This is a genomic window from Bifidobacterium criceti (genome assembly GCF_002286935.1).
Lineage (GTDB): Bacteria > Actinomycetota > Actinomycetes > Actinomycetales > Bifidobacteriaceae > Bifidobacterium > Bifidobacterium criceti.
In genome coordinates this window covers 130,484-156,669 of the sequence record NZ_MVOH01000007.1, presented here as the reverse complement: position 1 = coordinate 156,669, position 26,186 = coordinate 130,484, and the positions used below count along the sequence as shown (strand labels likewise).

Here is a 26,186-nt window from a genome sequence, read left to right as displayed (position 1 = left end):
GGCGCTGACTGCGGAACCGGACGGAAACAGTCCCGTTTGCGTCCCAATCCGCAGACGACGGCCGCGGAACCGGACGCTTTGTCCCAACCCGCAGGCGCCAACTACAGAAACGGACGGGAATAGACCTGCTTGCGTCCCAGTCCGCAGGCGCTGACTGCGGAACCGGACGCAACGTCCCAGTCCGCAGGCGCTGACTGCCAAACCGGACGGAAACCGAGCTGTTTGCGGCCTAATCCGCAGGTGCTGACTGCCAAACCGGACGCTATGTCCCAACCCGCAGGCGCTGACCGCCGAACCAGACGGAAACAGGACCGTTTGCGTCCCAATTCACCAATGCCGACTGCAGGTCGGACCGCAAAACAGAACCGGCGGAAAAGTCAGCTCAGCCAGTCGGCGAGGATGCCGGCCATGAGCGTGAGGTCGGTTTCGGGCAGCTGCTCGTCGTGCTTGTGCGCCAAGAGCGGACTGCCGGCACCCAAGTTCACCGCGGGAATACCGAGCTGCGCGAAACGTGCGACATCCGTCCACCCGAGCTTCGCGAGCGGTTCGCGGCCCGTGCGCTCACGCACAAGGTCGACGAGCGACTGCACGAGCGGATCGTCCATGCCCGGGCGCGCGGACGGCGACTCGTCCTTCATCTCGACGCCGAATCCCTCGAACACCCCACCGGTCGCGACATGCTCGCCATTGCCAAGCTCGGCGCCGCAATCGGCGCCCATCATCAACGCCTTCGCCTGCGGCAACGTTTTGTCCGGGGCGAAACGGTAGTTCACGTGGACACGGCATTCGTCGGGGATGACGTTCGTGCCGTTGCCGCCCGAGATGAGCGTCGCGTTGAGGCCCTCCCGGTAGGTCAGTCCGTCGACGTCGACGGCGTTGTTCTCATACGCGTTGAGACGGTTGAGGATCTCGGCGGCCTTGTGGATCGCGTTGTCACCCATCCACGCGCGCGCCGAATGCGCGGCGACGCCATGCGCGACGACGTCGAACCGCATCGTGCCGTTGCAGCCGCCCTCGATGCCGCAGTCCGTCGGCTCGCCGATGATCGCGAAATCACCGGTGATCCAATCCGGGTGCGCTTCGACGACTTTCCTCAGGCCGTTCTTCTCGGCGGCGACCTCCTCATGGTCGTAGAACACGAACGTCAGATCGTATTTCGGATCGGTCAGCGTCGCCGCAAGGAACAGCAGGACCGCGTCGGACCCCTTCATATCGGTCGCGCCACGCCCCCACAGCACACGGTCGTGCGGATGCGCGGCGGCGACGTCCCCACGGATGAGCGGATCGCCGGGCTCAAGCCACAGCGGGGGGAAATTGTTGATGACCGGCACCGTATCGAGATGCCCGGCGAGCACGACACGATGCCCTCGGCCGAAATCCGTGGACGCCACGAGCGTATCGCCGTGACGGCGGACGGTCAGGTGCGGCAGCGCGCGCAGGAACTCCTCGACCATATCGGTGAGCGGACCCTCGTCATCGCTCACGGAGTACACACTCATCAACTGCGCCATCAGATCGTGGAGATTCCGCTGGTCGTCCGCGCTCGGGTCGAGTGCAATCGCCGGCGCGGCGGGAATCGGCGTCGCCGTAAGCGACGGGGCGGCGGAATCGGCGGAGGTGGTTGTTGTGGTAGCTGGCGTGTTGACGGATGTAGGGGTCGGCGTAGCTGCGGGGGCGGATTCGGAAGTCATCGAAATCTCCAAAGTCTGGTTGCTCGAGAATCAGTTCGTTCGCACACATCGTAACAGCTCAGCGACATCCGCGAGCGCAGATGCCATACTGCGATGTGCGGGTGCGCGGGCTTTGCTGCGGGCGGCACAATCGGTAGGTGCGGTTGACCGAATGGGACGGGAACGGGCGGGTTTGCGTCCCAGCACCTCGCCATAGCGCACACCGCGGCATCGCACGACGTCAACTGGCACCTCAGCGTCGCGAACCGCCACGCTCTGCGGCACCGCGCGACGCCAGCTGACAACCAACATCCCAGAACGCAGGCGCGGACTACAAAACGGGACGGAAACAGGCGCGGTTGCGTCCCGAACCACAGACGCCAACTACGGAAACGGACGGCGCGACCCGAACCACAGGCGCGGACTGCAAAACCGGACGGAAACAGGCGGGTTTACGTCCCGAACCACAGACGCCAACTACGGAAACGGACGGCGCACACGCAGCACGTGCCTGCGCCCACATCCAGCCCCACGCCCATGCACCTGCCACCCTCCCGCTGCACTACCGCCGGTTTTGGGACGGTCGGCCTCCAATGTGCGCGGCAGGTGACACACTGAGTTGGGCATACACACGCCGCACATGCCGCGCGCACGCCGCGCAACACAACCGCACACTACAGCACAAGAAGGAGCGTCATGACGGGCTTGATCAGCGCGATGGAAGGATTCTGCGTCATCGGCATCGTGATCGCGGTCGGCTACGTCGCCGCGCGCATGCAGATCGGCGGCCCCCAGGCGCAATATGTGCTCAACCGTCTCAGTTTCTTCGTCGCGAGCCCGTGCCTGATGTTCGATATTCTCGCCGATGAGAAGATGAATGAAATCTTCCATCCGTCGATTTTCGTCGCATTTTTCTCCGCACTCGCTGTGGGTGTCGTCTTCCTTATCCTGAACGCGTTCTTCTTCCATTTGAAGGCGCCGGACGCCACGATTGGTGTCCTCAACTCCCTCTATCTCAATTCGAATAACATCGGACTGCCAATCGCGACATACATTCTCGGCAACCCTGCACTCGTCGCACCGATCCTCGTCATGCAGCAGGCGGTGTTCACACCAATCGGACTCACGGTGCTCGACGTGACGACAAAAGGTCAGGTTTCCGCGAAATCAATTCTCAAACAACCGCTGCATCAGCCGCTGCTTATTGGTTCGCTGCTTGGCATTGTCGTATCGATTCTCAATACGAAATTCGGATTTGCAATCGTGCCTGATTTCATCCGCAATCCAATCAGTATGATTGGCGCGTCGGCGGTCCCGATGATCCTGATGGCGTTCGGCATGTCGCTCCACGGCACGAAACCGATGCAGAACAAGAGCAACCGCCCCGCAATCGTCACGGTCGCCGTCCTCAAGAACGTGGTCATGCCGATCATCGCGTTCCTGCTCGCGTACTTCGTCATGGGCTTCCGCGGCCCTGTGCTGTACGCGTGCGTCGTGCTCGCGGCGCTGCCGACGGGACAGAACGTCTACAATTACGCCGCACGCTACAATGTGGGCCTCACGTTCGCGCGCGACGGCATCCTCGTATCGACGGTGACGAGTCCGATTTTCATCGCGATCATCGCGGCGATCCTCAGCTGAGCGTGCATGCACGTCTCGCATGCGTGCGCATACGCGTGCGATAGACATTGGCAGCAACAGACGCAATATACCTGGCGCGTGGACGTACCCCATGCGGATACGAGACACGCAATTTGTGCGCGTGTCGCATTCGTAGTAGACACGCGCACAAATTGGCGGGCGTGTGTAGATATGCGCGACACACGCGAGAGTTGACATCTGCACTCTGCACCATTGCGCCGCGCAGCACATCCGCGCACGACCATGAACTCATGATTCCGAACATCCGCGCACACGCGTACATAGACGAAAACTTTTTGCGCGTGTCGTATGTTTGTACGACACGCGCAAAAATTGCCACGCGTGGGTGCGTTTGCACGACACGCCCATAAGTGGACATCCGCCCACGCAGCGCGCCTGCACTATGCGCGCCCGCGCTCAGTCGTCACGACGACGGCTGACGGTGTCGAGATGCGCGGCGGTGCGGTTCGCGCACACGGCGCCGACGCTCACGAGCGCATAGCACAACGCGATGCCGAACACGAACCTCAGCAGCACCGCGGGCGCTGTGAGTGCGGAACCGATGAGCGGCAGCATGAGGAACATCGAACATCCGGCGGCGACGATGATGACGGTGTTGAGCGGCGTGAGCACTTCGCTGAAGCGCGCGCTGCGCAATGTGCGCGCGTCGGTGCCCTCAAGGATGAGCATGTGGTATTCGCTCGCCTGGTCGTATACGCTCGCCGACTGCATGATGCCTGAGCTGACCGCGGCGAGGACGGCGGCGAACACGAGCGTGAGCGTTCCGCCGAGGGAGATGTCGTGCATCATCATGACCGATTCGGCGTCCGCGTTCTCACCGCTCGCGAGCATACCGCACACCGACGTGACACCTGCGATGAACACGGCGAGCGCGATGCCGGAGACGTTGCGCCATGCGCGCTTCGGATTGTCGAGGATTCGGCGCATTCCCACCATGACCGCAGCGTTCTTCGGATGACGAACGCGCGTTTTCGCGACAGTCGAAACGACCCACGATCCGATGAGGTTGAGCAGCATGAAACAGCCGCCGATGATGCCGAATACGATTGCATAGACGACGATCACATCCGCGTTCGCGAACATTTGCAGACTGTTGAGCATCATGAAACCGCCGATCAATACGACGACGAAGATGACGGCGCGCCATCCGCTCGGCATCGACGAACCTTGGCGCGCGCTCACGCCGAGCGGCGTAATCGCGACGCGCCGCAACGTCAGGAGTGCGGAGACGAGCGCGAGAAGCGCGACGCCGACGACTGCCGCGACCAACGCGAGCGGTCCGACCCACAGCTGTTCGAATGTGAATCGGCGGTTTTCGAACGTGAGCAGCATGATGAGCGGCATGATCGCGAAATAGCCGACGATGCCGATGAGCGCGCCGAGCACGGCCTGGCTGACCGCTTCGAATGCGGTGAGCCGTGTGACCTGCGCGGTCGTCGCACCGACGAGGCGCAGCGTCGCGAGACGCTCGTCGCGACGTGTCGCGGCGAGTCTTGCGGCCGATCCCGCGAGTGTCGTGAACGGCACGATGAGCAGCACACACGCGAACATCGCGAGCGTCACATAGAACTCGGCGTTGTCGCTCACGTGGGCGTGTGACGTGCACTTCGCGGCATCGGCGAAGCACGCGATCGTATGGTCGGGCGACGCGCGCCAGATGAAACCGTGGAGACCGCCGAGGACGGTGAGGAAGATCGCGGTCGCCGCGGCGAACGCGATGACCGCGAGCAAACCGGCGAAGTTGCCGTCGCCGCCGCGGTGTGCGGGGACGCGTATCGCGGCGGAATTCGCGCCGTTCGCAATATTCGTATGCTCGTTCGCGGCGGCCGCGTCTGCAACGTTCGCAGTATTCGTATCCGCGACGTTCACGTCCACGGCGTTCGCGACGTCCGCGACGTTCACGTCGACGTGTTTGCCCACGGAACGATCGAATGGACTGCGGTGGAACAGTCTCCAAAGCGCAAACGTGTTCATCGTGCGACTCCTTGCGAAGGATTGCGCAGTGCGGAAGCGGCAGTGGCGGGTGCGACGGTTGCGGCGGTCGTCATCGGACGGTTCGATGCGTCGAGGATGATGCCGTCGCGCATATGGACGACGCGGTCGCAATAGCGCGCGATGTTCGGATCGTGCGTCACGAGCACGACGGCCGCGTTGTTCGCGCCGGCGGCGTCCATGAGCAGGTTCATGACCTCGTGTCCGGTGTTCTGGTCGAGCGCGCCCGTCGGTTCGTCGGCGAAGATGATCGCCGGGTTCACACACAACGCGCGCGCGATCGCGACGCGTTGCATCTGGCCGCCGCTCATCTCGCCCGGACGGCTGAAGATCAGCTGGCGCAGCCCGATGCGTTCGAGCCACATGACCGCGTGGTTCGTCGCCTCGCTGTACGGCATGCCGGAAAGCATGAGCGGGAGCGCGACGTTCTCGACGGCCGGCAGTTCCGGCAGCAGCTGGCCGGATTGGAAGACGAAACCGAACGCGTGGCGACGCAACCGTGTGCGGTCGGCCTCGGATATGCGATCGATGTCAGCACCACGGAACATCACACGCCCCGTCGTCGGTTTCGTGATGCCCGCGAGCACGTGCAGAAGCGTCGATTTGCCCGAACCGGACGGTCCCATGATCGCGACACGCTCGCCTTCGCCTACGAGGAAATTCGCATGGTTGAGCGCCGGCGGCTGCCCCGGCTGGATGGTGCTGTGGGACGTCGCGTTGTAGTCCATGACGAGGTCGATGCCGTGAAGCACTGGCGTCGGCGCACCTTGCGACGTCCGCGCGGTGCGCTCAGCGTGTGCGCTCCGCGCGGAATCCGTCGTCTGCTGCACGGTGCCGCCGTTGGCCGCCGCACGCATGCCCTGGCCGAAATATCGTGGTGTGTTCGTATCGTTCATGGTTGCCAAGATATGAGCGTCGTCGTGCGCGCGACATCATGCATCAGGATGAATTACGCGCGCCGCGCACCGCCGACTCAGCCTTACGGATGATACGCGCAATCCCCCGCCATCACATACGCGATATTTCCGCACTCCGGTACGCTCACACGTGTCTCACCGTACCGCTCCGCGGCATCGCCGCCAACTACGTCCGCGAACACACCACAGACAGCTGCACCTTGCGGCACTGCCGCTGATTACGTCCACACGCTCACGTCAGCTTCCAGGTGACGCGGTGCAGGTCGCTCGGGCCGTATTCGGCGATCGCCGCGCGGTGCGCCTGCGAACCGTACCCTTTGTTGTTCGCCCACCCGTAGCGCGCATACTGCGGATGTTCGTCCGCGAGCGCGACCATGAGCCGGTCACGGGTCACTTTCGCGAGCACGGCGGCTGCGGCTACCGAGCAGCACCGCTGATCGCCTTTGACTTGTGTGATGACGTGTGCGGGCACCGGTACGGGCGGCGCTTCGAATGTGCCGAGTGTTTTCGTGATGTAGTCGTGCGGTCCGTCGAGGATCGCGCCGACGCGCACGTGCGCATCTTCCGCCGCACCAACGCCGAGTTCGCGTTCGACGGCGTCGAGCGCGCGCAGCGCCGCCACACCGAGCGCGTGCGCGATGCCCCACGCGTCAATCTCCTCATTCGTCGCCGCGCCGACCGCGTACGCGTCGACCCATGCCTTGAGCGGTTCATACAACGCTTCGCGGCGGCGTTCGGTGAGCATTTTCGAATCCGCGAGATAGTGCGGTATCGTCTGTTGCGCGTGCGCGAGGTGTTCCACGCGAAACGCGGCCGCGCCGACCATGACGGGTCCCGCGAGCGCGCCGCGTCCCACTTCGTCGAAGCCGACGATGACATCGTATCCATCCGCCGCGAGCCGCTCTTCGAGCGCAAACGTGGGCACTGTGGAAATGCTCATGGGTCGTCCTCTTTCCAACCTCTTCCTTCGTCGTGCGCGGCATGGCCACAACCGACGCTTCGCACGCCGACGACTTGCCTATTCCTTCGTCGCGCGCGACGGCACGTCCGCGAACACGTCATGGTGCGCGCTCAGCCAACCGATCCGGTTGAGCGGCCAGTAGCGCGCGAACGCGACGCCGACGATGTCGCTCATCGGCACAAGCCCGTTGTCACCATCGTTCTGATGGTATCGGGAATCCGCGGAATTCGAACGATTGTCACCCATTACGAACACGTGTCCCGGTGTCACGGTCACTTTGAACGGGAACGCACTCGGTTCGGTTCCGGGTTTGATGTAGGACGTTTCGTCAATCGAGACACCGTTGATGACGACGGGCGCACCGTTGCCGTCACATTCGACGATGTCGCCGGGCAAACCGATGAGCCGTTTGATGAGATAGTCGCTTGAGAACGTCGTCTGTTCGTCCGCGAGCCAATGCGCGGGATCCTTGAATACAACGATGTCACCACGTTTGAGTTTCGTGATGCGCGGCGTGAGTTTCGTCGTCACGACGCGGTCGCCGGGAAGGATCGTGTCCTCCATCGACCTCGACGGAATGACGTACATACCGAACAGGAACACACGTAATACGACAACGATCGCAATCGGCAGCGCGCACCACAACAGGAAATCCTTCAACGTGAACTTCGCGTCCGGTTTGGGTTGGTCGGAATGGCGTGCGTTCCGGACATCATCGTGGCCGACGCCGCCCTTCGCCTGCGTATGCGTGTCCGGGGACTGCGTATCGCCGACGGAAGAATCGTTGTACGCGCGCATGAATGACGCTCCTGACTGTTGGCTGCCGTGCTCCCGTATCCGCAAACGGTTGCCGCGGATACGCTGTACGTCATTGTATGACACCGCTTGCATAAGCGTACGCCGCCCTCACCAGCTCATCACAAACCAATCATCGTCGATATCGGATGTTCCATCGTGTGTGTCGAAAAACAAAAGGACCCGTGGTAATCCACGGATCCTCGACGACTGTGCACACCCGCGTACGCTATAGGCGTGACGCGGTCGTCACCGCACTCACTTCGCGGAGTTGTCGCGGCGCTCGACGATGCGGGCGGCCTTACCGCGCAGGTTGCGCAGGTAGTACAGCTTCGCGCGGCGCACGCGGCCACGGCGGACGAGCTTGATCGAATCGATCGCCGGGGAGTGCAGCGGGAAGCGGCGCTCAACGCCGGTGCCGAAGCTGATCTTGCGCACGACGAAGGTCTCGCGAACGCCCGCGCCCTGACGCGCGATCACCACACCGGTGAAGGTCTGGATACGGGAGTTGTTGCCTTCCTTGATCTTCACGTTCACGTCGACGGTGTCGCCCGGACGGAACGCCGGGATCTCGTCGGCCGGCTTCATGTGCTTGGCGTCGAATGCTTCGATAGCGTTAACCATGATTGTTCCTCGCTCGCTGCCGCATATCAGCGCAGTGGTTGGGGCGTCGCGCGCTCGCGGACGCCTGGTTTCGCGGAACGACCTGTTCCGCGGTCTGCCGATCCGCCGAAAGTCACGTTCGGCTGGACCTGATGATGCGCGGGGTTATGCGGCACCCCACCCATCGGCACAACGTCCAAAATTGTACATACAACCGTGGAACAAGATTTGTGTGCGTCATCTACGGCTGCACTTCGCGGCACCGCCGCCGACAACAGCCACGCAACCACCGCAAACGGCCGCACACTGCGGCACCGCCGCCGACAACAGCCACACAAAAAGGGGTGCACGGTCCCATCGGACCATGCACCCCGTAATCACAATGGCCAGCGCGCAGCAATCACCACGGCGCTCTGCGCGCGGCAGTCACCGTACGATCAGAACTCGCGCACCTTGCGGTAGAAGTTGATGAGGCTGCGCGTCGACGCATCCTGCGCGGCGAGGGCTTCGTCATTCTGCGAGATCGCGGGGGTGATTTCCTTCGCGAGCTGCTTGCCGAGTTCGACGCCCCACTGGTCGTAGGAATCGAGGCCCCACACGGTGCCTTCGACGAACGTGATGTGCTCGTAGAGCGCGATGAGCTCGCCGAGCGCGAACGGGTCGAGGCGCACGCCCATGATCGACGTCGTCGGACGGTTGCCGGTGAACACGCGCGCCGGGACGATGTCCTCAGGCGTGCCTTCCGCGCGCACTTCGTCCGCGGTCTTGCCGAACGCGAGCGCCTTCGTCTGCGCGAAGTAGTTGCCGAGGAGCAGTTCGTGCATGTCCTGGTCGCCGTCCTTGAGCGGGTTCGGCGTGTTCGCGAACGCGATGAAGTCGGCCGGGATCAGCTGCGTGCCCTGGTGGATGAGCTGGAAGAACGCGTGCTGTCCGTTCGTGCCCGGTTCGCCCCAGAAGATCTCGCCGGTCTCGGTCGTCACCGGGGTGCCGTCCCAGCGCACGGACTTGCCGTTCGATTCCATCGTGAGCTGCTGGAGGTACGCCGGGAAGCGGTGCAGGTACTGGTCGTACGGGAGCACCGCGTGGGACGCGACCTTGTAGAAGTTGCGGTACCAGACGTTGAGCATGCCCATGAGCACGACGACGTTCTTCTCGAACGGCGTGTTCTTGAAGTATTCGTCGATCTGGTGGAAGCCGTTGAGGAACTCCTCGAAACGGGCGGGTCCGAAGACGATCGCGAGGGTGAGGCCGACCGCGGAGTCGACGGAGTAGCGGCCGCCGACCCAATCCCAGAAGCCGAACGCGTTCTGCGGGTCGATGCCGAATTCCTTGACGCGTTCGAGGTTCGTCGAGACGGCGACGAAGTGCTTTTCGACTGCTTCCGCGTTCTTTTCCGCGGTGCCGTCGATTGCGCCGGACGCCTGGAGTTCCTCGAGGAGCCATGCGCGCGCCTCACGCGCGTTCGTCAGCGTCTCGAGCGTGCCGAAGGTCTTCGAGACGACGACGAAGAGCGTCGTCTCCGGGTCGAGGTCCTTTGTTTTCTCGGCGATGTCGTTCGGGTCGATGTTGGAGACGTAGCGCGCCTTGATGCCGGCGTCCGCGTACGGCTTGAGCGCTTCGTACGCCATGACGGGGCCGAGGTCGGAGCCGCCAATGCCGATGTTGACGACGGTCTCGATCTCCTTGCCGGTGACGCCCTTCCACTCGCCCTTGCGGACCTGCTCGGCGAACGCGTACATGCGGTCGAGCGTCTCACGCACGTCCTTGACGGTGTCCTGGCCGTCGACGATGTACTTGCCTTCGTCTTCGACCGGGCGGCGCAGCGCGGTGTGCAGCACGGCGCGGTCCTCGGTGTTGTTGATGTGCACACCCGTGTACATCTGCTCGGTGCGCTCGGCGAGCTTGACTTCGTCGGCGAGTTCGGCGAACAGCTTGAGCGTTTCCGGCTTGATCAGGTTCTTGGAAAGATCGAAGTGCAGCGTGCCCGCGTCGAAGGACAGCGCATCCACGCGGTTCTCGTCCTCGGCGAACCACTTCTTGAGGTCGGCGCCTTCGGCCTGCATCTCGTCGTAGTGACGCTGCAGCTTGGCCCATGCCTCGGTCTGGGTGGCGTCAACTGGAGGATTGATTGCCATTGTTGGTCCTTTCATCATCATCGTGTGCGAAGCGCATGCAGCGAGGGCGCCGCGTCACGCCGCCGTCGTTTCGGCATACGTTTGCACGCTTCACAGCTCTTTCACACTACTCACGAAAGAAGACAGTCGGGCGGACTTCGCCGCCTTCCCGCGAAGACGTCCGCACGAACATTGTGCGACGTCCCATTGTTTAACGACGTTAACCATGAAAACGGCGGTGTGCCGCGGTTCCCGGGAACCGCGGCACACCGCCGCCGCATTCGTGCACGTGGATACTACAGCAGTTCCTCGTATCCCGATTCCGCAAGATGTTTGACGATCGATTTGACTTCCTGGCTGCGCGCGCGTGGCGCGATGAGCAGCGCGTCGTCGGTGTCGACGACGACCATGTCGTTGACGCCGAGGAGCGCGATCGTGCGCCCTCCTTCGGGCACGATCACGTCGCCCGCCGAATCGAGCATCGATACATCGTCGACCGATCCGAGCACTTTGTTGTTGCGTTCGTCGACGCTTGGCAGCAGCGCGGCGACCGAATTGAAGTCGCCGATGTCGTCCCATCCGAAATCTCCGGGGATCATCGCGACGCCGCCTTCGACGGAGAGTGGTTCGGCGACCGCATAGTCGAACGCGATCTTCTCCATCGACGGCCAGTGTTTCGCCATCGCCGCGTCGCGGTGCTCGTCGAAGTCCTCACGGTGCACCGTTTCGCGCGCGTTCTCGCCGCGTGCGCGTGCGGCGTCGACGGCCGCCGCGTACGCGCGGTCGTCGTCGACGATCGCGTCGGCGATCGCGTCGATCGCGCGCGCGAGACGCGGCTTCTCCTTGTGCAGATGGTCCATGAGGACGCTTGCGCGCATGACGAACATGCCCGCGTTCCAACGGTATTCCCCCGTCGACAGATACGCCTGCGCCGTCACGGCGTTCGGTTTTTCGACGAACCGTTCGACGAGTGTCGCATCGGGCGCGTCCTCGATCTGCGCGGCGAGCGATTCGCCTTCGTGGATGTAGCCGAACGCCGTCGACGGGCGCGACGCGGCGATGCCGATCGTCGTCACATAGCCCGCGCGCGCCGTCTGCACGGCTTGGCGCACCGCTTCGATGAACGCGAGTTTGCCGCGGATGACATGGTCAGCCGCGAACGATCCGACGATGATGTCGTCGCCGTGACGACGCATCAGCACGGCCGTCGCGAGCGCGATCGCCGCGGTCGAATCACGTGGTGTCGGTTCGGCGAAGATGTGTTCGGCGCTCACTTCCGGCAGCTGTTCGCGTATGGCGGCGACGTGGCGTTCCCCTGTGCTGATGCAGACGTGGTCGATGCCGCATATCGCGGCGAGACGGTCGAATGTCGTCTGGATGAGCGTACGCCCTTGGCCGAGCAGGTCGAAGAGGAATTTCGGTTTGCCTTCGCGGCTCAGCGGCCACAGGCGCGTACCGGTGCCGCCTGCGGGGATGATGGCGTAGAAATCGTCGAATCCGTTACTCATGCCGTTCATCTTACACAAGCGGCACTGTCGGCGACGATGCGCACATGTGCGGCCGCGCTCGGCGCGCACACGATACGACACGCCGAATTGCGCAATCGTACGCAATCGACTACACTCACCATCTTGTGCACTACGCACGCCACTTTAGCTCAGTCGGTAGAGCGGCTCACTCGTAATGAGCAGGTCGACAGTTCGATTCTGTCAAGTGGCTCCACTGCCCTAGGCCCACCGCCTAGGGTTTTTGTTTTTCGTTGTGTGCGGCGTTGCGCGGCGCACAACGAAGCACACAACGCGCGCGAGTGGCGTAATTGGTAGCCGCGCAGGATTTAGGTTCCTGTGACTTCGGTCGTGTGGGTTCGAGTCCCATCTCGCGCACTGACGACGTAAGACGTTGTCCGGAACCGTTCGACACACCGAGGCCCCATGCTCACGCTCCTCCAGCCGATATCCCTGTTGTGCATCATCGTCGTCGGCTACCTGTTCAAACGTGGGGGCCTGCTCGGCCCACGGGACTACCGCATCATCCAGGTCATCCTGTTCGATCTTGTGCTCCCCGGGGCGATCGTGTATTCGTTCGCGAAGAACCCGCATGACCTGTCGTTGCTGTGGCTGTCCGCGTACGGTTTCATCGTCGCGCTCATCCCGGTCGTCATCATCTACTGCGCGACGTCGCGCCGCCCGATCGCGTCCCGCGCGTTCCTCATGCTCAACGCGTCGGGACTCAACATCGGCTGTTTCTGCTTCCCCGTCGTGCAGGCGTTCCTTGGGTCGTCGGCCGTCGTGCCGGCCGCGATGTTCGACATCGGCAATTGCATCATGGTCGCCGCGGGCACGAATGTCATGACGCAGACGCTGCTGCATATCCGCCCCGGCGCCACACTCGCCGAGCAGGGCGCGGGCGATGCGCCGACATTGCCGTATGAGCAGCCGACCGACCGCGACGCGAAGCGCCTCGCACGCCGTTCGCTGCGCCGCTCGGTGCTGCATGGGTTCTTCGGTTCGGTGCCGTTCGACGTGTATGTCGTGATGATCATCGTGACGGCATGCGGCATATCGCTTCCCGTATGGTTCGCCGACCTGTTCGCGCCGATCGCGAACGCGAACGCGTTCGTCGCGATGCTCATGGTCGGCATGCTGATGGATGTACCCGCGGACAGCAGCGACGTCCTCGCCGTCCTGCGCGTCATCCTGTGGCGTCTGCCGTTCGGGATCGCATTCGCGCTCGCCGCATGGTATCTGCTGCCGTTCGACCCGATGACCCGCGAGGCGACGATGATGTGCTGTCTCGCGCCGATCGCCGTGTTCTCGACGTTGTTCACCGACGAGGTGCTCGGCAACGCGCGCCTCGCCGGCTTCTCACTCGCCGTGACCGCCGTCATCAGCATCGCGCTGATGACGGGCGCCCACGCGCTCATCGCCGCCGGAATCCTGTGATCCTTAGAGGATCGCCTCGATCGCGGGGACGAGCGCGCGCAACGCCTTGCCGCGGTGCGAGATCGCGTTCTTCTGCCCGGGCGTCATCTGCGCGCTCGTGAGCAGCTCGCCGCTCGCGATCGCCTCCTCGGGCTGGTCGTCGGGAAGGAAGATCGGATCGTAGCCGAAGCCATGCTCGCCATGCGGGGCGCGCACGATCGTCCCCGGCATCTCGCCGAGCACGACGGTCTCATCGGCGTCCTCAAGGCCGTCGCCATCGTCCATGCCGCTGTCGGCGTCGAAATCGGACGTGTCCTCCTCATCGCGCAGCGGCACGACGAGCGCGGCGGCGCAGCGGAAGCGCGCGGTGCGGTCGTCGTCCTGGATGTCCTCGATCTGCGCGAGCAGCAGACGGTTGTTCGCCTCATCATTGCCGTGTTCGCCCGCCCAACGCGCGGACAGGATGCCCGGCGCATTGCCCATGACGTCGACGATGAGCCCCGAATCGTCGGCGATCGACGGGAGCCCCGTGCGCAACGCGACGAAACGCGCTTTGAGCAATGCGTTCGCCTCGAAGGTGGTGCCCGTTTCGACGGGGTCGGGCAGATGGAGGCTGCCCGCGGAGACGAGCTCGATGTCCCGCGCCCGTTCGCCAAGACCTTCCGCGAGGATGTCGCGGATCTCGACGAGTTTGCCTTCGTTATGCGTTGCGACGACGATCTTCATCGGTGCTCCTTGTACGTTGCTGGTATGTGTGGATCAGTATCGAATCGGACGTGTGTTCACTCGTCGCCGAACGCGCCGAGCGCGGCGCGCTGCGCGGCCTGCAGTTCGCGGTTGCCTTTCGTCGCGAGGTCGAGCAGGACGTCGAGTTCGTCACGGGAGAACGGGCGGTGTTCGGCGGTCCCCTGAATCTCGATGAACGCACCGGAACCCGTCATCGCGACGTTCATATCCGTCATCGCGCGGCTGTCCTCGAGATACGGCAGGTCGAGCATCGGACGGCCGTCGATGATGCCGACGGACACGGCGGAGACACAGTCCTTGAGGACGCGTTGCGCACTGCGGATGCGGTGGTTGTGCTGCGCCCAGTTGAGCGCGTCGACCATCGCGACGTACGCGCCCGTGATCGACGCGGTGCGCGTGCCGCCATCGGCCTGCAACACATCGCAGTCGAGTTGGATCTGGTTCTCGCCGAGCGCCTTCATATCGACGACACCACGCAGGCAGCGTCCGATGAGACGGCTGATCTCATGGGTGCGGCCGCCGACCTTGCCACGGACGGATTCGCGGTCGGTGCGTTCCGTCGTCGCGCGCGGCAGCATCGAATATTCGGCGGTCACCCAACCCAGACCGCTGTCCTTGCGCCAACGCGGCACGCCCTGCGTGAACGTCGCCGTGCACATGACGCGCGTGTTGCCGCATTCGATGAGGACGGAACCCTCAGGTACATCAGTGAAGGAACGGGTGATCTTCACCGGACGCAACTCGTCGCTCTGACGTCCATCAGGACGGATCACGGTCGACGAACTGATCATGTCTTTGATTTCCACGGTGTGCTCCCCACTTCCGACTACCTGTCACGAATTACGTACGCTGTCGCTGCGTCCGCGGCGCACGAGGCGCCGACGGGCAACGGTACCGATGATAGCCGCACATGTCCCTCGCGCGCACCGCTACGATGCGCGGCCGCCCGCGAGCGCACGCGCCGGCATCGCGCGGTCGATGATGCAGACGACGGCGCCGACGACGAGGAACGCGGCGACGATCTTCAGACACGACACGCCGAACTGCGGCCAGCCGATCACCGGCAGGTCGAGGAACGCGTACGGGTACGGGCTGCCGTTCGTGCCGGGGCCGACCCCGTGCGGCCACCACCATGCGCGCACGAGCACGAACGTGAGGTAGATCGGCGGGTAGATGAGCCACAGGAGCGGATAGGTCGGTTTGAACCGTTTGTGCACGTCGAAGACGATGAAGTCGATGACGACCATGATCGGCACGATGCGGTGCAGCATCGTGTTCGTCATGATTCCGAGGATCTGCGGCACGTGGCGCGGATCGTCGGGCGGCATCATGAAGAACGCGACGAGCGCGACGACGACCGCGTACGTCACCGCCATCCCCTTGAGCCACGCCGGCGGCTGTTCGCCGTGCACGAGCGACGCGGCGCCCGCCCACAGCATGACGAACGCGACGAGCGCGCCCGTTTGGAACGTGAAGTACACCCAACGGTTCGGCACTGTCCATGCCTCCGACGTGCCCATGACGCACAATGCGACGATCGCGAGCCGCCATATTCCGACAATGAAACGCATGGCTCAAGCATACCGTGGCGCGCGCTGCGTGCGGCGTAACATCCGCGCGGCATTCGCGCTGCAGTATGTTCCGCACGACGGTACGCTGAGGCGCACCTGAGCGTACCGTTGTGCGACACAACATACGCGTCTGCCGCACCGACCTACTACTGTGTAATCAACCGCGCCGGCGGCCGCGCGGATACCGCGCGCCGCGTGCGCCGCCGCATCACCCAAGGAGTTTCCATGGTCGACTACAACCCGGTCCTGATGACCGACATGTACGAGTACACGATGCTCGACGCCACGCTGCAGGACGGCACCGCGTCGCGCGACTGCGTGTTCGAGGTCTTCACACGCCATCTTCCCGAGGGCCGCCGTTATGGCGTCGTCGCGGGCACCGGACGGCTCCTCGACGCGCTCGCCGACTTCCATTTCGCCGAAGACGACTTGAGGTTCCTCCGTGACCGCCGCATCGTCAACAAAGAGACGATCGATTGGCTTGAGCATTTCGAATTCCACGGTTCGATGCGCGGCTACCGCGAAGGTGAGATGTACTTCCCGAATTCGCCGATCCTGCAGGTCGAAGGTTCGTTCGGCGAGTGCACGTTGCTCGAAACGCTCATCCTGTCGATCTTCAATTACGATTCCGCGGTCGCGGCGGCCGCGTCACGTATGACGTCGGCCGCGAAGAACCGGCCGTGCATGGACATGGGCGGCCGACGCACGAACGAATGGGCGGCCGTCGCCGCCGCGCGCGCGTCGATCGTCGGCGGTTTCCAGGGGACCGCGAATCTGCTCGCCGCGAAACTCTATGATCTGACGGCGATCGGCACCGCCGCGCACTGCTTCACACTCGTGCACGACAGCGAGCGCGCCGCGTTCGAATCGCAGATCAATGCGCTCGGCAGGAACACGACGCTTCTCGTCGACACCTACAACATCGAGGAAGCCGTGAAAACGGCCGTCGAAGTCGCGGGACCGGAACTCGGCGGCGTACGCATCGATTCCGGTGACCTCGCGTCGCTCGCGCAGCGCGTACGCAACCAACTCGACGCGCTCGGCGCCGTCAATACAAAGATCACGGTGACGAACGACCTCGACGAATACGCGATCGCGTCGCTGCAGACGGCACCCGTCGACTCGTACGGCGTCGGCACGCAGCTCGTGACGGGTTCGGGCGCGCCGACGTGCGCGATGGTGTACAAACTCACCGAACGCGAAGGCGGCGACGGCACGATGGTGCCCGTCGCGAAGAAATCGACGAACAAGGCGACCGTCCCGGGACGCAAACTCGCGTTCCGCTCATACGAATACTCACTCGCCGACTGCGAACATGTCATCTCCGGCAGCAAAGCGGCGCTCGACGCGTTCACCCCGGACGAAGGTTGGCAGGACCTGCTCGTCGACCTCGTCGACCACGGGCAGATCGATGACCAATGGCGCGGCCACGACGCGATCATCAACGCGCGCGCGCACCATGAGGAAGCGCTCAACGCATTGCCGATCACGGCGCAGTCACTGATGCGCGGCGATCCGGTAATTCCGACGCAGACGGTTCTCCTCCCCCAGTGAGCGGTGCGGCTGGCAGCGATTGTAGACGGCTGCACATTGCGGCGGTGCCGCCAACAACAGCTGCACGTCGGCTGTAGACGGCCGCACACTGCGGCGGTGCCGCCAACAACAGCTGCACGTCGGCTGTAGACGGCCGCACACTGCGGCGGTGCCGCCAACAACAGCTGCACGTCGGCTGTAGACGGCTGCACAGTGCGGCACCACCGCCGTCTACAATGGGCTCACAGCAGCACACAGCAACCGACAACCGATAGATGACAGCGAGGTCAACGATGCTTGAGCCCACCCATACCTACACACCCGATCCGACGCGCTACGATTCGATGGAGTACCGCCGCTGCGGCGTCAGCAGCCTCAAACTGCCTCGCGTCGCGCTCGGCCTATGGCACAACTTCGGCGACGATACGCCGCTCGCGAACATGCGCGCGACGATCTGCACCGCGTTCGACAACGGCATCACCTATTTCGACCTCGCGAACAACTACGGCCCTGAACCGGGGGCCGCGGAACGCAACTTCGGCCGCATCTTCCACTCCGAGCTGAGCGCGCACCGCGACGAGGTCGTCGTCGCGACGAAAGCCGGCTTCGAGATGTGGGACGGCCCCTACGGACGCGGAGGCAGCCGCAAATACCTGCTGAACAGCCTCGACGATTCGCTCGCACGTCTCGGTCTCGAGTACGTCGACATCTTCTACCACCACTGCATGGACCCCGATACGCCGCTCGAGGAGTCGATGGGTGCGCTCGCGAGCGCCGTGCAGAGCGGCAAGGCGCTCTATGTGGGTCTTTCGAATTACGATGGCGAGACGATGGAACGCGCGATGGGCATCCTCGCCGACCTCCGTGTGCCGTTCATCGTCAACCAGAACCGGTACAACATCTTCGACCGCACGATCGAGCGCAACGGGCTCAAGGAGATGGGCGCGCGCCTCGGCAGGGGCCTCGTCACGTTCTCGCCGCTCGACCAGGGCCTGCTCACCGACCGCTACCTCAACGGTGTCCCCTCCGACAGCCGCATCGCGCGCGACGGACGCTTCCTGCACAAGGACGCGCTCACCGATGCGCGTCTCGCGCAGATCCGCGACCTCAACGAGATCGCGGGCGCGCGCGGCCAGTCGCTCGCCGAGATGGCGCTCGCGTGGCTGCTGCATGACGCGGCCGTGACGACGGTGCTCGTCGGCGCGTCACGTCCGTCCCAACTGCTTGACGACATCGCCGCGCTCGACAACACCGATTTCACCGATGACGAGCTCGCGCGCATCGACGCGATATCCGCACGCGACTGACACATTGCTCCCCCTCAGCGCGGATATCTCGGCGACACGCCGATGCATCCGCGCTGAGGGGGAGCAATGTTCGCGATGATGCGAAGTATCGCCGTACACGCTCAGAACTGCGCGCCGCCGTATTCGGAGTAGATGCGTTTGCATTCCGGGCAGATCGGGTAATCCGCCGGGTTGCGTTTCGGCACCCACACCTTCCCGCACAACGCGACGACCGGACGCCCGGTGAGCTTCGATTCCTCGATGCGTTCGCGTGAGACGTAATGGGAGAAGCGGTCGGCGTCGCCGTTGTCGCTGCGCTGCGCCTGTTCCTCCTCCGCCGGCCGTTCGAGCACGGCCGTTCCGGTGTTCGTGTCCGGTTCCGTCTGTGTCTGTGGTTCGAGGTCGTCGACGTATGCGTCGACGCCGCGCATATGCGCCTGCTGTCCGATTGATGCTTCCATATTGTGTTCTCCGTTTCCACCGCGCGTCCCGTATCCGCCGGTCCGCACCGGCGCCCGCCTGCGCCGCCGTGTGCGGTGCGTCCATGATAGCGCACACGGCATGTGCGGACCGTCCGCACGCCGTCACTGCGGCCAACAGCGCACCGCGCATCCGCATTCCCGCGCGCGATGTTCCTCCGATTTCATGACACGCGGCGCGAAAGGCCCACGTGTCGCTACTCTTATAGGTATGACTATTGCTGTATGTCCCGGCTCATACGATCCGATCACCGACGGCCACATTGACGTCATCGAACGTTGCGCGCGCCTGTTTGACGAAGTGCACGTCGTCGTCGCCGTGAACGCCGCGAAGACGCCGTTGTTCACCGAGGAGGAACGCGTCGACATCATCCGCCACACCCTTGAAGGTTCCGGTTGCACGAACATCGTCGTCAGTTCGACCGATGGACTCATCACCGATTATTGCGAGCAGGTGGGCGCGACCGTCATCGTCAAGGGCCTGCGGCAGAACGGGGATTACGAGGCCGAGCTTGGCATGGCGCTCGTCAACCGCAAACTCGCCGGCATCGAGACGATGTTCCTTCCCGCCGACCCTGTCCTCGAACATATTTCGAGTTCGGTCGTCAAGGATGTCGCACGTCACGGCGGCGATGTGCGCGGCATGGTCTCCGATTATGTCGTCGAAAAGCTGAACGTCGCGCTCAGGGCGAACCACGACTGACGATATACGAACGCGTGGGCACAACGGAAGGATGAATGATGACGGACGAGACACCGATGGACGACACCGACGAGCACATCCCCGCGAACGCACGCGCGCGCACGTCCTTCAATATGGACGACCTGCCTGACCTGCGAGACAATCCGGCAGCCGGCGCCGACGACGCGCGGCAGCCGTCGCGCAACCAGGAGGAGTTCACGACCGTGTACGACACGATCGATGCGATGGAACGCGCGCTCAACGAGGCGAAGGGCGCGATGTTCTCGCCGACGCTCGTCAAGATCGACCGCGTCGATTTCCTCGACCAGCTGCAGGCGCTCAAGGCGATGCTGCCGGTGCAGCTCGAGCGCGCGTCGGCGCTTATGCGCGAGGCGGAGCGCAGGCTTGAGGCGGCGCAGTCGCAGGCGAACGTCATCATCACGTCCGCGCAGAGCAGGGCCGCCGATATGATCCGCGACGCGAACGACCAGGTGCGGTTCCTGACCGACCAGGAGAACATCACGCAGCTCGCGCGCGACAAGGCGACGCAGATCCTCAACAAGGCGCAGCACACATCCGACCGTCTCACCCAGGGCGCCGACCGCTATTGCATCGGCGTCATGAACGACCTGCAGGAGCAGCTTGACAAACTCAAACGCGACGTCGGCGCGGGGCTGGAGGTCCTTGAGGACCGCCAGCAGAAGGCCGCGCAGGATGTGCCGCACGTCAGCGACGACGACTATCCGCGCTCGTGACCGGCGCCGCACGTGTGCGCGGCGCGCGGCTGGAATAACCGGCGCGCGCATATGATTGAACGGAACGGCGAAACAACAGGCGTATCAATACATTCAACCGCGCCGATCGCGCGGTCAGGCGGCGCATGCCGCGGAAGGCAGGATTGTGGTATGGCACGTGTGCAGTACACGGATTGGACGGTCCCGGTCTCACAGGTCGGTTCCCGCGCGGGACAGCGGATGGAGCTCGACCGCACGTTCCCGGCGCCCCCGGGCATCGGCGACAGCATCGTCGGCGTCGACGAAGGCGCGGACATCCATGTCGATGGCCGCTTCGATTCGATCGTCGACGGCCTCATCTTCACAGGCACGTTCACGGCTCCGGTGCACGCCGTGTGCTCACGCTGCGACACGCCGCTCGACGGCGACTGGAGCGAGCAGGTGACGGCGTTCTTCCCATACGCGGAGGAACAGCCGGATGCGAAACGCGGCGGCAAGCAGGACGACGACGTCGAGGTCATCGCGGGCGAGGACGAGGCGGAAGACGTCTATCCGTTGATCGACAACGGGTCGTTCGCCGACCTTGAGACGCTCATCCGCGACACGTTCGTCGACGCGCTGCCGCTCCAGCCGTTGTGCCGCCCCGACTGCAAGGGCCTGTGCCCGCAATGCGGCGCCGACCTCAACGAGGAGCCCGACCACCATCATGAGACGACCGACATCCGCTTCGCCGGGCTTGAGGCGCTCAAGACGCAGCTCGAAGCGCAACAGGGCGGCGAGGACACCGACGGAAGCTCCGACGAGCACTGAGCGTTCCAACGTCCGCGCACCGTCGTCGTGTGTTTGTACGACCGGTGCGGTAGACTTCTGAACGCTTAAGCTCAATTGTTCGATCGAATAGAGGAAACAGACTATGGCACTGCCAAAGTACAAGATGTCGCGCGCCAACACGCGTTCGCGCCGCGCTAACTGGAAGACGAAGGCCGTCCCGACGATCAGCTGCCCGAACTGCGGCGCCCCGACGATGGCCCATGTGGCCTGCCCGACGTGCGGCTCCTACCGTGGCCGCGTCTATCGCGAGGCCATCCGCAAGACCTACTCTCGCTGAGTCGCGGATCGTTCATTTCATCAAGGCGGCGGCGTCCCACCATCGACGGGTGATGGGACGCCGCCGCCTTTCGATGTTCCGGCGGTTCGGCCGCCGACTACTATGGCAACCATGACGAACCATGTGACCGTGACAATCGACGACACGAACCCCGCACACCCCCTGCTTGAGGCGCTCGGTGTGACGATCCAACCCGACCTGCTCATCGAGGCGCTCACGCACCGCTCGTTCTCCCACGAGCATCCGGACACGAAGAACTACGAGCGGCTCGAATTCCTCGGTGACGCCGTCCTCGAACTCGTCGTGACCGAGACACTGTTCAACGACCATCCGGACATGACGGAAGGACAGCTCGCGAAGATCCGTGCGAAAGCCGTCTCCGAGGAGACGTTGGCCGCAATCGCACGCGGCAAGCTCGACGCGAGCCGCTACATCCTCCTCGGCCACGGCGAAATGGAACAGGGGGGCGCCGAGAAAAGCTCGATCCTGTGCGACATCGTCGAATCGCTCATCGGCGCGACGTTCGTCGAATACGGCATCGACACCGCGCGCGACGTCGTCCACCGTCTCGTCGACGACGCACTCGCCGAAGTCGCGAGCGAAGGCCCCGCGCTCGACTGGAAGACGTCGCTCACCGTGAAGGCGCATACGCTCGGCCTTGGCGAACCGCGATACCAGATGTCAGTAAGCGGCCCCGAATACTCACAGCAGTTCACGGCGCGCGCGATGCTCGGCGAACGCGACGACGTCATCGGCATCGGACACGGCACAAGCAAACGCAAAGCGCAGCTCGCGGCCGCCGAAGCGGCGTGGAAGAACCTCGACGCCGCGACGCACGCGGACTGAGCGCGGACGCGCGGCGTTGGACACGACGGCGCGATATGCGGCGCGCGCCATACACGACGGCGCGATGTGCGGAAGCTGTCCATAAAAGCATTCATCATTCGGTCACCTATGACGACCTCCCCGTCGTTTCCAGTAGGATGTCGTGGACAGGCACAGCACATCAACACATCAAGGGAGGGATCAACCGTGTCACCTACACCCCTGCAGGCGTTCAGCGGCGTGACGAAGAACGCCGCCGGCCATACAAGGCATGAGGTCATCGAAGGCGAGAAAATGACAGGCGCGCAGGCGCTCGTCCGCGCGCTTGAGGATCTGGGTGTCAAGGACGTCTTCGGCGTCCCCGGTGGCGCGATTCTGCCCGTCTACGACGCGATAAGCGAGGAGACGGCGTTCCGCTTCATCCTCGCACGCCATGAGCAGGCGGCGGGACACGCGGCGGAAGGCTACGCCGTCGCGACCGGTGAGGTCGGCGTGTGCATCGTCACGTCGGGCCCCGGCGCGACGAACGTCATCACGGCGATCGCCGATGCGAACATGGATTCGATCCCGATGGTCGTCATCACCGGACAGGTCGGCGTCAACTCGATCGGCACCGACGCGTTCCAGGAAGCGGACATCGTCGGCGCGACCTACCCCGTCGCGAAGCATTCGTACCTCGTCACAAGCGCGCAGGACGTGCCGCGTGTGCTCGCGGAAGCGCATTACATCGCGCGTTCGGGACGCCCCGGCCCCGTCGTCGTCGATCTGACGAAGACCGCGCAGAACGAGGAGATGTACTACACGTGGCCGCAGCGCATGATCCTGCCCGGCTACAATCCGACGACCGAGGCGCACGGGCGCGTGCTCGAAACGGCCGCGAAGATGTTCCAGCGTTCGTTCCGCCCCGTGCTCTATGTGGGCGGCGGCGCGGTGCGCTCCGGCGCGGGCGATGAGATCAAGGCGCTCGCCGACCTGACAGGCGCGCCGATCGTCACGACGCTCCCCGCGCGCGGCATCGTCTCCGACGACGACCCGGCCGTGCTCGGCATGCTCGGCATGCACGGCACGATCGCCGCGACGGGCGCCGTGCAGCGCTGCGACCTGCTCGTCGCGATCGGCGCGCGCTTCGACGACCGGGTGACCGGCAAACTCGACGCGTTCGCGCCCGGCGCGCGCGTCATCCACATCGACATCGACCCGGCGGAGATCGGCAAGAACCGCGCAGCCGACGTGCCGATCGTCGGCGACGTCAAGACCGTGCTCGACGCGCTCATCCCGCAGATCGAACAGCTCCACGCGGAATACGGCAAGCCCGACCTGAGCACATGGTGGACGCTCCTCAACAAGTGGGTCGAACGGTATCCGATTCGCTACGAGGAGCCGACGGATGGCACGCTCGCGCCGCAATGGGTCGTCGAACAGCTCTCGGACGCGGCCGACCCGGACACGATCTGGGTCTCCGGCGTCGGACAGCACCAGATGTGGGCGACACAGCTCATCAAGTTCCGCAAACCGCACCAGTGGATCTCCTCGGGCGGCCTCGGCACGATGGGCTTCGGACTGCCGGCGGCGATCGGCGCGTCGGTCGGCTCGCAGCGGTACTTCGACGGCAAGAAGCCCGTGTGGCTCATCGACGGCGACGGCTCGTTCCAGATGACGAGCGAGGAACTCGCGACCGCGTTCCTCGAAGGCATGCCCGTCAAGATCGCGCTCCTCAACAACTCCGTGTACGGCATGGTCCGCCAATGGCAGACACTGTTCTACGACAAGCACTATTCGGCGACGATCCTGCACAAGGAGGAGGAGACCGGCCTCGTCGGATGCCCCGACTTCGTCAAGCTCGCGGAAGCCTACGGATGCGTCGGCATGCGCGCGCGCACGAAGGAAGAGGCCCTCGCATGCATCCGCAAAGCCAACGAGATCAACGACCGTCCGGTCCTCATCGACTTCCATGTGTGGAAGGACGCGATGGTGTGGCCGATGGTCGCGGCAGGCGACTCGAACAACAACGTCACCTACATGCCCGGCGTCAAGCCGCTCCTCAACCCGATGGGCGACGTGAGCCTCGATGACGGCGACGTCGACACGGACGCCGTCGCCGACGACGCAGCACCCGAAGGCGCGAATGGCGCGGCGTCCGCACAGGCAGCCGACGAGAACGAAGAGAACTGAGAGGAGCACCGACATGGCATCGTATCCAGCATCCCAGCCGGGAGCCAAGCGCCACACGCTTTCCGTGCTCGTGGAGAACCGTCCGGGCGTGCTCGCGCGCATCGCAGGCCTGTTCGCGCGCCGCGCGTTCAACATCAACTCGTTGTCCGTCTCCCCGACGGAACGCCCCGACATCTCACGTGTCACCGTGACCGCGGAAGTCGACGAAGTACCGCTCGAGCAGATCATCAAACAGCTCAACAAACTGCTCCATGTACTCAAGATCGTCGACCTCGACCCGGAGACGACGGTCGAACGTGAACTCGTGCTCATCAAGGTCGCGGCGAACGAATCGAACCGTTCGGACGTGCTCGAAATCGTGCGCCTCTTCCGTGTGCGCGTCGTCGACGTCAATCCGGAATCGCTCACGATCGAAGCGACAGGCGCGGGCGGCAAGATCGACGCGTTGCTCGGACTGCTCGACCACTACGGCATCATCGAACTCGTGCGCTCGGGCGCGGTCGCGATGAGCCGCGGACCGCGCGCGATGAGCGAAAAGGTCATCGGCTCGGAGATCACCGGACGCTGACTTTTCCGCGCCGCGGTACGGTGGGCGGGCCCCAAGCGTACCGCGGCGCGGCTATCGGCGCAGAAAGTCAGCGCCGATGGCACAATGGGAGGCATGACACAACCGGAAGTCCTTATTCTGCAGCATGCCGAGTGGGAAAGGCCAGGCCGCATCCAGGCCGAACTTGAGGAAATCAACCTGCCGACCCAGACGCTCAACATCGCGAAGAAGAAAAAGCCGGACATGCCCGATTTCGATGAGGTCGCCGGCGTCGTCGTCATGGGCGGCCCGATGTCCGCGGTCGACTACGACGGATACCCGGGGCTCAAAGCGGAGGCGAAACTCGTGCGCGCCTCGATAAGCGTCGGCAAACCAGTGCTCGGCGTATGCCTCGGACACCAGATCATCGCGACCGCGCTCGGAGCGAAACTCAAAACGAACAACGACCCCGAGATCGGCGTGCTGCCGATCAAACGCGTCGAACGCCACGACTATTTCTCGATGTGGAACAAGGAACTCGACGTCCTCCAATGGCACAACGACTGCGTCACACTCCCCGACCACGCGACGCTCCTCGCGCGCTCCGGCGCCGCGAAAGTGCAGGCGTTCCGCTTCGGTTCCGCACTCGGCATGCAGTTCCACCTCGAAGTGACACCACAGATGCTCGAGGAATGGCTCGACGAACCGCTCATGGTCAAACAGCTCAAAGCCGCAGGCGGTTCGAAATCGCAATTGCGCGAACAATTCGCCATATGCAATCCGCAACTGCAGCCGCTCGCGGCACAGGTCTTCTCCGGATTCGCCGCACGCTGCAACACGTACGCGCGTTCGCTCATGCGCTGAGCGCATACGTGCACGTGCACGCGC

24 protein-coding genes and 2 tRNA genes are annotated in these 26,186 nt (G+C 64.0%); 14 read left to right on the top strand and 12 right to left on the bottom strand.

The window, feature by feature from the left end; genetic code table 11:
* Positions 1-377 precede the first annotated feature (377 nt).
* Positions 378-1,691, bottom strand: a complete 1,314-nt coding sequence (dapE, locus tag B1526_RS04175) for a succinyl-diaminopimelate desuccinylase (protein ID WP_095614836.1) — start codon at positions 1,689-1,691, stop codon at positions 378-380.
* A gap of 675 nt (positions 1,692-2,366) precedes the next feature.
* Here dapE and B1526_RS04170 point away from each other — a divergent pair.
* A complete protein-coding gene (locus tag B1526_RS04170; protein WP_095614835.1) occupies positions 2,367-3,311 on the top strand; it encodes an AEC family transporter in 945 nt (314 codons plus the stop codon).
* A 417-nt stretch (positions 3,312-3,728) separates the two neighbouring features.
* On the opposite strand, the gene B1526_RS04165 is transcribed toward B1526_RS04170, so the two are convergent.
* The 7 genes from B1526_RS04165 to B1526_RS04135 form a co-directional block, all read right to left on the bottom strand.
* On the bottom strand, positions 3,729-5,306 hold the full coding sequence (locus tag B1526_RS04165; RefSeq protein ID WP_095614834.1) for an FtsX-like permease family protein: 1,578 nt from the start codon (positions 5,304-5,306) through the stop codon (positions 3,729-3,731).
* Positions 5,303-6,220, bottom strand: coding sequence for an ABC transporter ATP-binding protein (locus B1526_RS04160; protein WP_407640992.1), 918 nt, complete (start codon positions 6,218-6,220; stop codon positions 5,303-5,305). Before B1526_RS04160 ends, B1526_RS04165 begins: the two co-directional genes overlap by 4 nt.
* Before the next feature lie 253 nt (positions 6,221-6,473).
* On the bottom strand, positions 6,474-7,181 hold the full coding sequence (locus B1526_RS04155; RefSeq protein WP_095614833.1) for a ribonuclease HII: 708 nt from the start codon (positions 7,179-7,181) through the stop codon (positions 6,474-6,476).
* A gap of 78 nt (positions 7,182-7,259) precedes the next feature.
* Positions 7,260-8,000: a signal peptidase I gene (gene lepB / locus B1526_RS04150; RefSeq protein ID WP_162287932.1), complete on the bottom strand. Its 741-nt coding sequence runs from the start codon at positions 7,998-8,000 to the stop codon at positions 7,260-7,262.
* A 255-nt stretch (positions 8,001-8,255) separates the two neighbouring features.
* A complete protein-coding gene (gene rplS, locus B1526_RS04145) occupies positions 8,256-8,621 on the bottom strand; it encodes a 50S ribosomal protein L19 (protein ID WP_095614831.1) in 366 nt (121 codons plus the stop codon).
* A 416-nt stretch (positions 8,622-9,037) separates the two neighbouring features.
* On the bottom strand, positions 9,038-10,735 hold the full coding sequence (gene pgi, locus B1526_RS04140; RefSeq protein WP_095614830.1) for a glucose-6-phosphate isomerase: 1,698 nt from the start codon (positions 10,733-10,735) through the stop codon (positions 9,038-9,040).
* A 275-nt stretch (positions 10,736-11,010) separates the two neighbouring features.
* On the bottom strand, positions 11,011-12,222 hold the full coding sequence (locus tag B1526_RS04135; RefSeq protein WP_095614829.1) for a mannose-1-phosphate guanylyltransferase: 1,212 nt from the start codon (positions 12,220-12,222) through the stop codon (positions 11,011-11,013).
* Between the two features lie 138 nt (positions 12,223-12,360).
* On the opposite strand from B1526_RS04135, the gene B1526_RS04130 reads away from it, so the two are divergent.
* The 3 genes from B1526_RS04130 to B1526_RS04120 all read left to right on the top strand — a co-directional run bounded on the left by B1526_RS04130 (position 12,361) and on the right by B1526_RS04120 (position 13,656).
* Positions 12,361-12,436, top strand: a tRNA-Thr gene (locus B1526_RS04130).
* Positions 12,437-12,515: 79 nt separating this feature from the next.
* Positions 12,516-12,597: transfer RNA gene (locus B1526_RS04125), tRNA-Leu, on the top strand.
* A gap of 48 nt (positions 12,598-12,645) precedes the next feature.
* On the top strand, positions 12,646-13,656 hold the full coding sequence (locus tag B1526_RS04120) for an AEC family transporter (protein WP_095614828.1): 1,011 nt from the start codon (positions 12,646-12,648) through the stop codon (positions 13,654-13,656).
* A 3-nt stretch (positions 13,657-13,659) separates the two neighbouring features.
* Here the strand turns inward: B1526_RS04120 and B1526_RS04115 are convergent, their stop codons facing one another.
* The 3 genes from B1526_RS04115 to B1526_RS04105 form a co-directional block, all read right to left on the bottom strand.
* Positions 13,660-14,361 (bottom strand): non-canonical purine NTP pyrophosphatase, encoded by a 702-nt coding sequence (locus B1526_RS04115; RefSeq protein ID WP_095614827.1) that lies wholly within the window; start codon positions 14,359-14,361, stop codon positions 13,660-13,662.
* A gap of 56 nt (positions 14,362-14,417) precedes the next feature.
* On the bottom strand, positions 14,418-15,173 hold the full coding sequence (gene rph / locus B1526_RS04110; RefSeq protein WP_095614826.1) for a ribonuclease PH: 756 nt from the start codon (positions 15,171-15,173) through the stop codon (positions 14,418-14,420).
* A 138-nt stretch (positions 15,174-15,311) separates the two neighbouring features.
* On the bottom strand, positions 15,312-15,953 hold the full coding sequence (locus B1526_RS04105; protein ID WP_095614825.1) for a Pr6Pr family membrane protein: 642 nt from the start codon (positions 15,951-15,953) through the stop codon (positions 15,312-15,314).
* A gap of 225 nt (positions 15,954-16,178) precedes the next feature.
* On the opposite strand from B1526_RS04105, the gene B1526_RS04100 reads away from it, so the two are divergent.
* The gene (locus B1526_RS04100) at positions 16,179-17,507 is read left to right on the top strand and encodes a nicotinate phosphoribosyltransferase (protein ID WP_095614824.1); all 1,329 of its coding nucleotides are present in this window, start codon (positions 16,179-16,181) and stop codon (positions 17,505-17,507) included.
* A gap of 272 nt (positions 17,508-17,779) precedes the next feature.
* Positions 17,780-18,793, top strand: coding sequence for an aldo/keto reductase (locus B1526_RS04095; protein ID WP_095614823.1), 1,014 nt, complete (start codon positions 17,780-17,782; stop codon positions 18,791-18,793).
* A 101-nt stretch (positions 18,794-18,894) separates the two neighbouring features.
* On the opposite strand, the gene B1526_RS04090 is transcribed toward B1526_RS04095, so the two are convergent.
* Complete coding sequence (locus B1526_RS04090) at positions 18,895-19,203, bottom strand: DUF3039 domain-containing protein (RefSeq protein ID WP_162287934.1); 309 nt, start codon at positions 19,201-19,203, stop codon at positions 18,895-18,897.
* Between the two features lie 259 nt (positions 19,204-19,462).
* On the opposite strand from B1526_RS04090, the gene coaD reads away from it, so the two are divergent.
* From coaD to B1526_RS04050, 8 genes are all read left to right on the top strand, one after another.
* Entirely contained in the window at positions 19,463-19,954 is a 492-nt protein-coding gene (coaD, locus tag B1526_RS04085; protein ID WP_095614821.1) for a pantetheine-phosphate adenylyltransferase, read from the top strand.
* 38 nt (positions 19,955-19,992) lie between these two features.
* Complete coding sequence (locus B1526_RS04080; protein ID WP_407640991.1) at positions 19,993-20,688, top strand: SPFH domain-containing protein; 696 nt, start codon at positions 19,993-19,995, stop codon at positions 20,686-20,688.
* A 150-nt stretch (positions 20,689-20,838) separates the two neighbouring features.
* Positions 20,839-21,477: a YceD family protein gene (locus B1526_RS04075; protein WP_095614819.1), complete on the top strand. Its 639-nt coding sequence runs from the start codon at positions 20,839-20,841 to the stop codon at positions 21,475-21,477.
* Between the two features lie 103 nt (positions 21,478-21,580).
* Positions 21,581-21,775 (top strand): 50S ribosomal protein L32, encoded by a 195-nt coding sequence (gene rpmF, locus B1526_RS04070; protein WP_095614818.1) that lies wholly within the window; start codon positions 21,581-21,583, stop codon positions 21,773-21,775.
* Between the two features lie 111 nt (positions 21,776-21,886).
* Positions 21,887-22,621: a ribonuclease III gene (gene rnc, locus B1526_RS04065; protein WP_095614817.1), complete on the top strand. Its 735-nt coding sequence runs from the start codon at positions 21,887-21,889 to the stop codon at positions 22,619-22,621.
* Between the two features lie 186 nt (positions 22,622-22,807).
* Positions 22,808-24,772: an acetolactate synthase large subunit gene (locus B1526_RS04060; protein WP_235607017.1), complete on the top strand. Its 1,965-nt coding sequence runs from the start codon at positions 22,808-22,810 to the stop codon at positions 24,770-24,772.
* 13 nt (positions 24,773-24,785) lie between these two features.
* Positions 24,786-25,340, top strand: coding sequence for an acetolactate synthase small subunit (gene ilvN / locus B1526_RS04055; RefSeq protein ID WP_095614815.1), 555 nt, complete (start codon positions 24,786-24,788; stop codon positions 25,338-25,340).
* A 93-nt stretch (positions 25,341-25,433) separates the two neighbouring features.
* On the top strand, positions 25,434-26,162 hold the full coding sequence (locus B1526_RS04050) for a type 1 glutamine amidotransferase (protein WP_095614854.1): 729 nt from the start codon (positions 25,434-25,436) through the stop codon (positions 26,160-26,162).
* Positions 26,163-26,186 lie beyond the last annotated feature (24 nt).

What these genes read in the sequence shown, in the direction of transcription:
- dapE (WP_095614836.1), bottom strand. Translation starts at nt 1,691, where the DNA reads ATGACTTCCGAATCCGCCCCCGCAGCTACGCCGACCCCTACATCCGTC.
- B1526_RS04170 (WP_095614835.1), top strand. Translation starts at nt 2,367, where the DNA reads ATGACGGGCTTGATCAGCGCGATGGAAGGATTCTGCGTCATCGGCATC.
- B1526_RS04165 (WP_095614834.1), bottom strand. Translation starts at nt 5,306, where the DNA reads ATGAACACGTTTGCGCTTTGGAGACTGTTCCACCGCAGTCCATTCGAT.
- B1526_RS04160 (WP_407640992.1), bottom strand. Translation starts at nt 6,220, where the DNA reads ATGAACGATACGAACACACCACGATATTTCGGCCAGGGCATGCGTGCG.
- B1526_RS04155 (WP_095614833.1), bottom strand. Translation starts at nt 7,181, where the DNA reads ATGAGCATTTCCACAGTGCCCACGTTTGCGCTCGAAGAGCGGCTCGCG.
- lepB (WP_162287932.1), bottom strand. Translation starts at nt 8,000, where the DNA reads ATGCGCGCGTACAACGATTCTTCCGTCGGCGATACGCAGTCCCCGGAC.
- rplS (WP_095614831.1), bottom strand. Translation starts at nt 8,621, where the DNA reads ATGGTTAACGCTATCGAAGCATTCGACGCCAAGCACATGAAGCCGGCC.
- pgi (WP_095614830.1), bottom strand. Translation starts at nt 10,735, where the DNA reads ATGGCAATCAATCCTCCAGTTGACGCCACCCAGACCGAGGCATGGGCC.
- B1526_RS04135 (WP_095614829.1), bottom strand. Translation starts at nt 12,222, where the DNA reads ATGAGTAACGGATTCGACGATTTCTACGCCATCATCCCCGCAGGCGGC.
- B1526_RS04120 (WP_095614828.1), top strand. Translation starts at nt 12,646, where the DNA reads ATGCTCACGCTCCTCCAGCCGATATCCCTGTTGTGCATCATCGTCGTC.
- B1526_RS04115 (WP_095614827.1), bottom strand. Translation starts at nt 14,361, where the DNA reads ATGAAGATCGTCGTCGCAACGCATAACGAAGGCAAACTCGTCGAGATC.
- rph (WP_095614826.1), bottom strand. Translation starts at nt 15,173, where the DNA reads ATGATCAGTTCGTCGACCGTGATCCGTCCTGATGGACGTCAGAGCGAC.
- B1526_RS04105 (WP_095614825.1), bottom strand. Translation starts at nt 15,953, where the DNA reads ATGCGTTTCATTGTCGGAATATGGCGGCTCGCGATCGTCGCATTGTGC.
- B1526_RS04100 (WP_095614824.1), top strand. Translation starts at nt 16,179, where the DNA reads ATGGTCGACTACAACCCGGTCCTGATGACCGACATGTACGAGTACACG.
- B1526_RS04095 (WP_095614823.1), top strand. Translation starts at nt 17,780, where the DNA reads ATGCTTGAGCCCACCCATACCTACACACCCGATCCGACGCGCTACGAT.
- B1526_RS04090 (WP_162287934.1), bottom strand. Translation starts at nt 19,203, where the DNA reads ATGCGCGGCGTCGACGCATACGTCGACGACCTCGAACCACAGACACAG.
- coaD (WP_095614821.1), top strand. Translation starts at nt 19,463, where the DNA reads ATGACTATTGCTGTATGTCCCGGCTCATACGATCCGATCACCGACGGC.
- B1526_RS04080 (WP_407640991.1), top strand. Translation starts at nt 19,993, where the DNA reads ATGACGGACGAGACACCGATGGACGACACCGACGAGCACATCCCCGCG.
- B1526_RS04075 (WP_095614819.1), top strand. Translation starts at nt 20,839, where the DNA reads ATGGCACGTGTGCAGTACACGGATTGGACGGTCCCGGTCTCACAGGTC.
- rpmF (WP_095614818.1), top strand. Translation starts at nt 21,581, where the DNA reads ATGGCACTGCCAAAGTACAAGATGTCGCGCGCCAACACGCGTTCGCGC.
- rnc (WP_095614817.1), top strand. Translation starts at nt 21,887, where the DNA reads ATGACGAACCATGTGACCGTGACAATCGACGACACGAACCCCGCACAC.
- ilvN (WP_095614815.1), top strand. Translation starts at nt 24,786, where the DNA reads ATGGCATCGTATCCAGCATCCCAGCCGGGAGCCAAGCGCCACACGCTT.
- B1526_RS04050 (WP_095614854.1), top strand. Translation starts at nt 25,434, where the DNA reads ATGACACAACCGGAAGTCCTTATTCTGCAGCATGCCGAGTGGGAAAGG.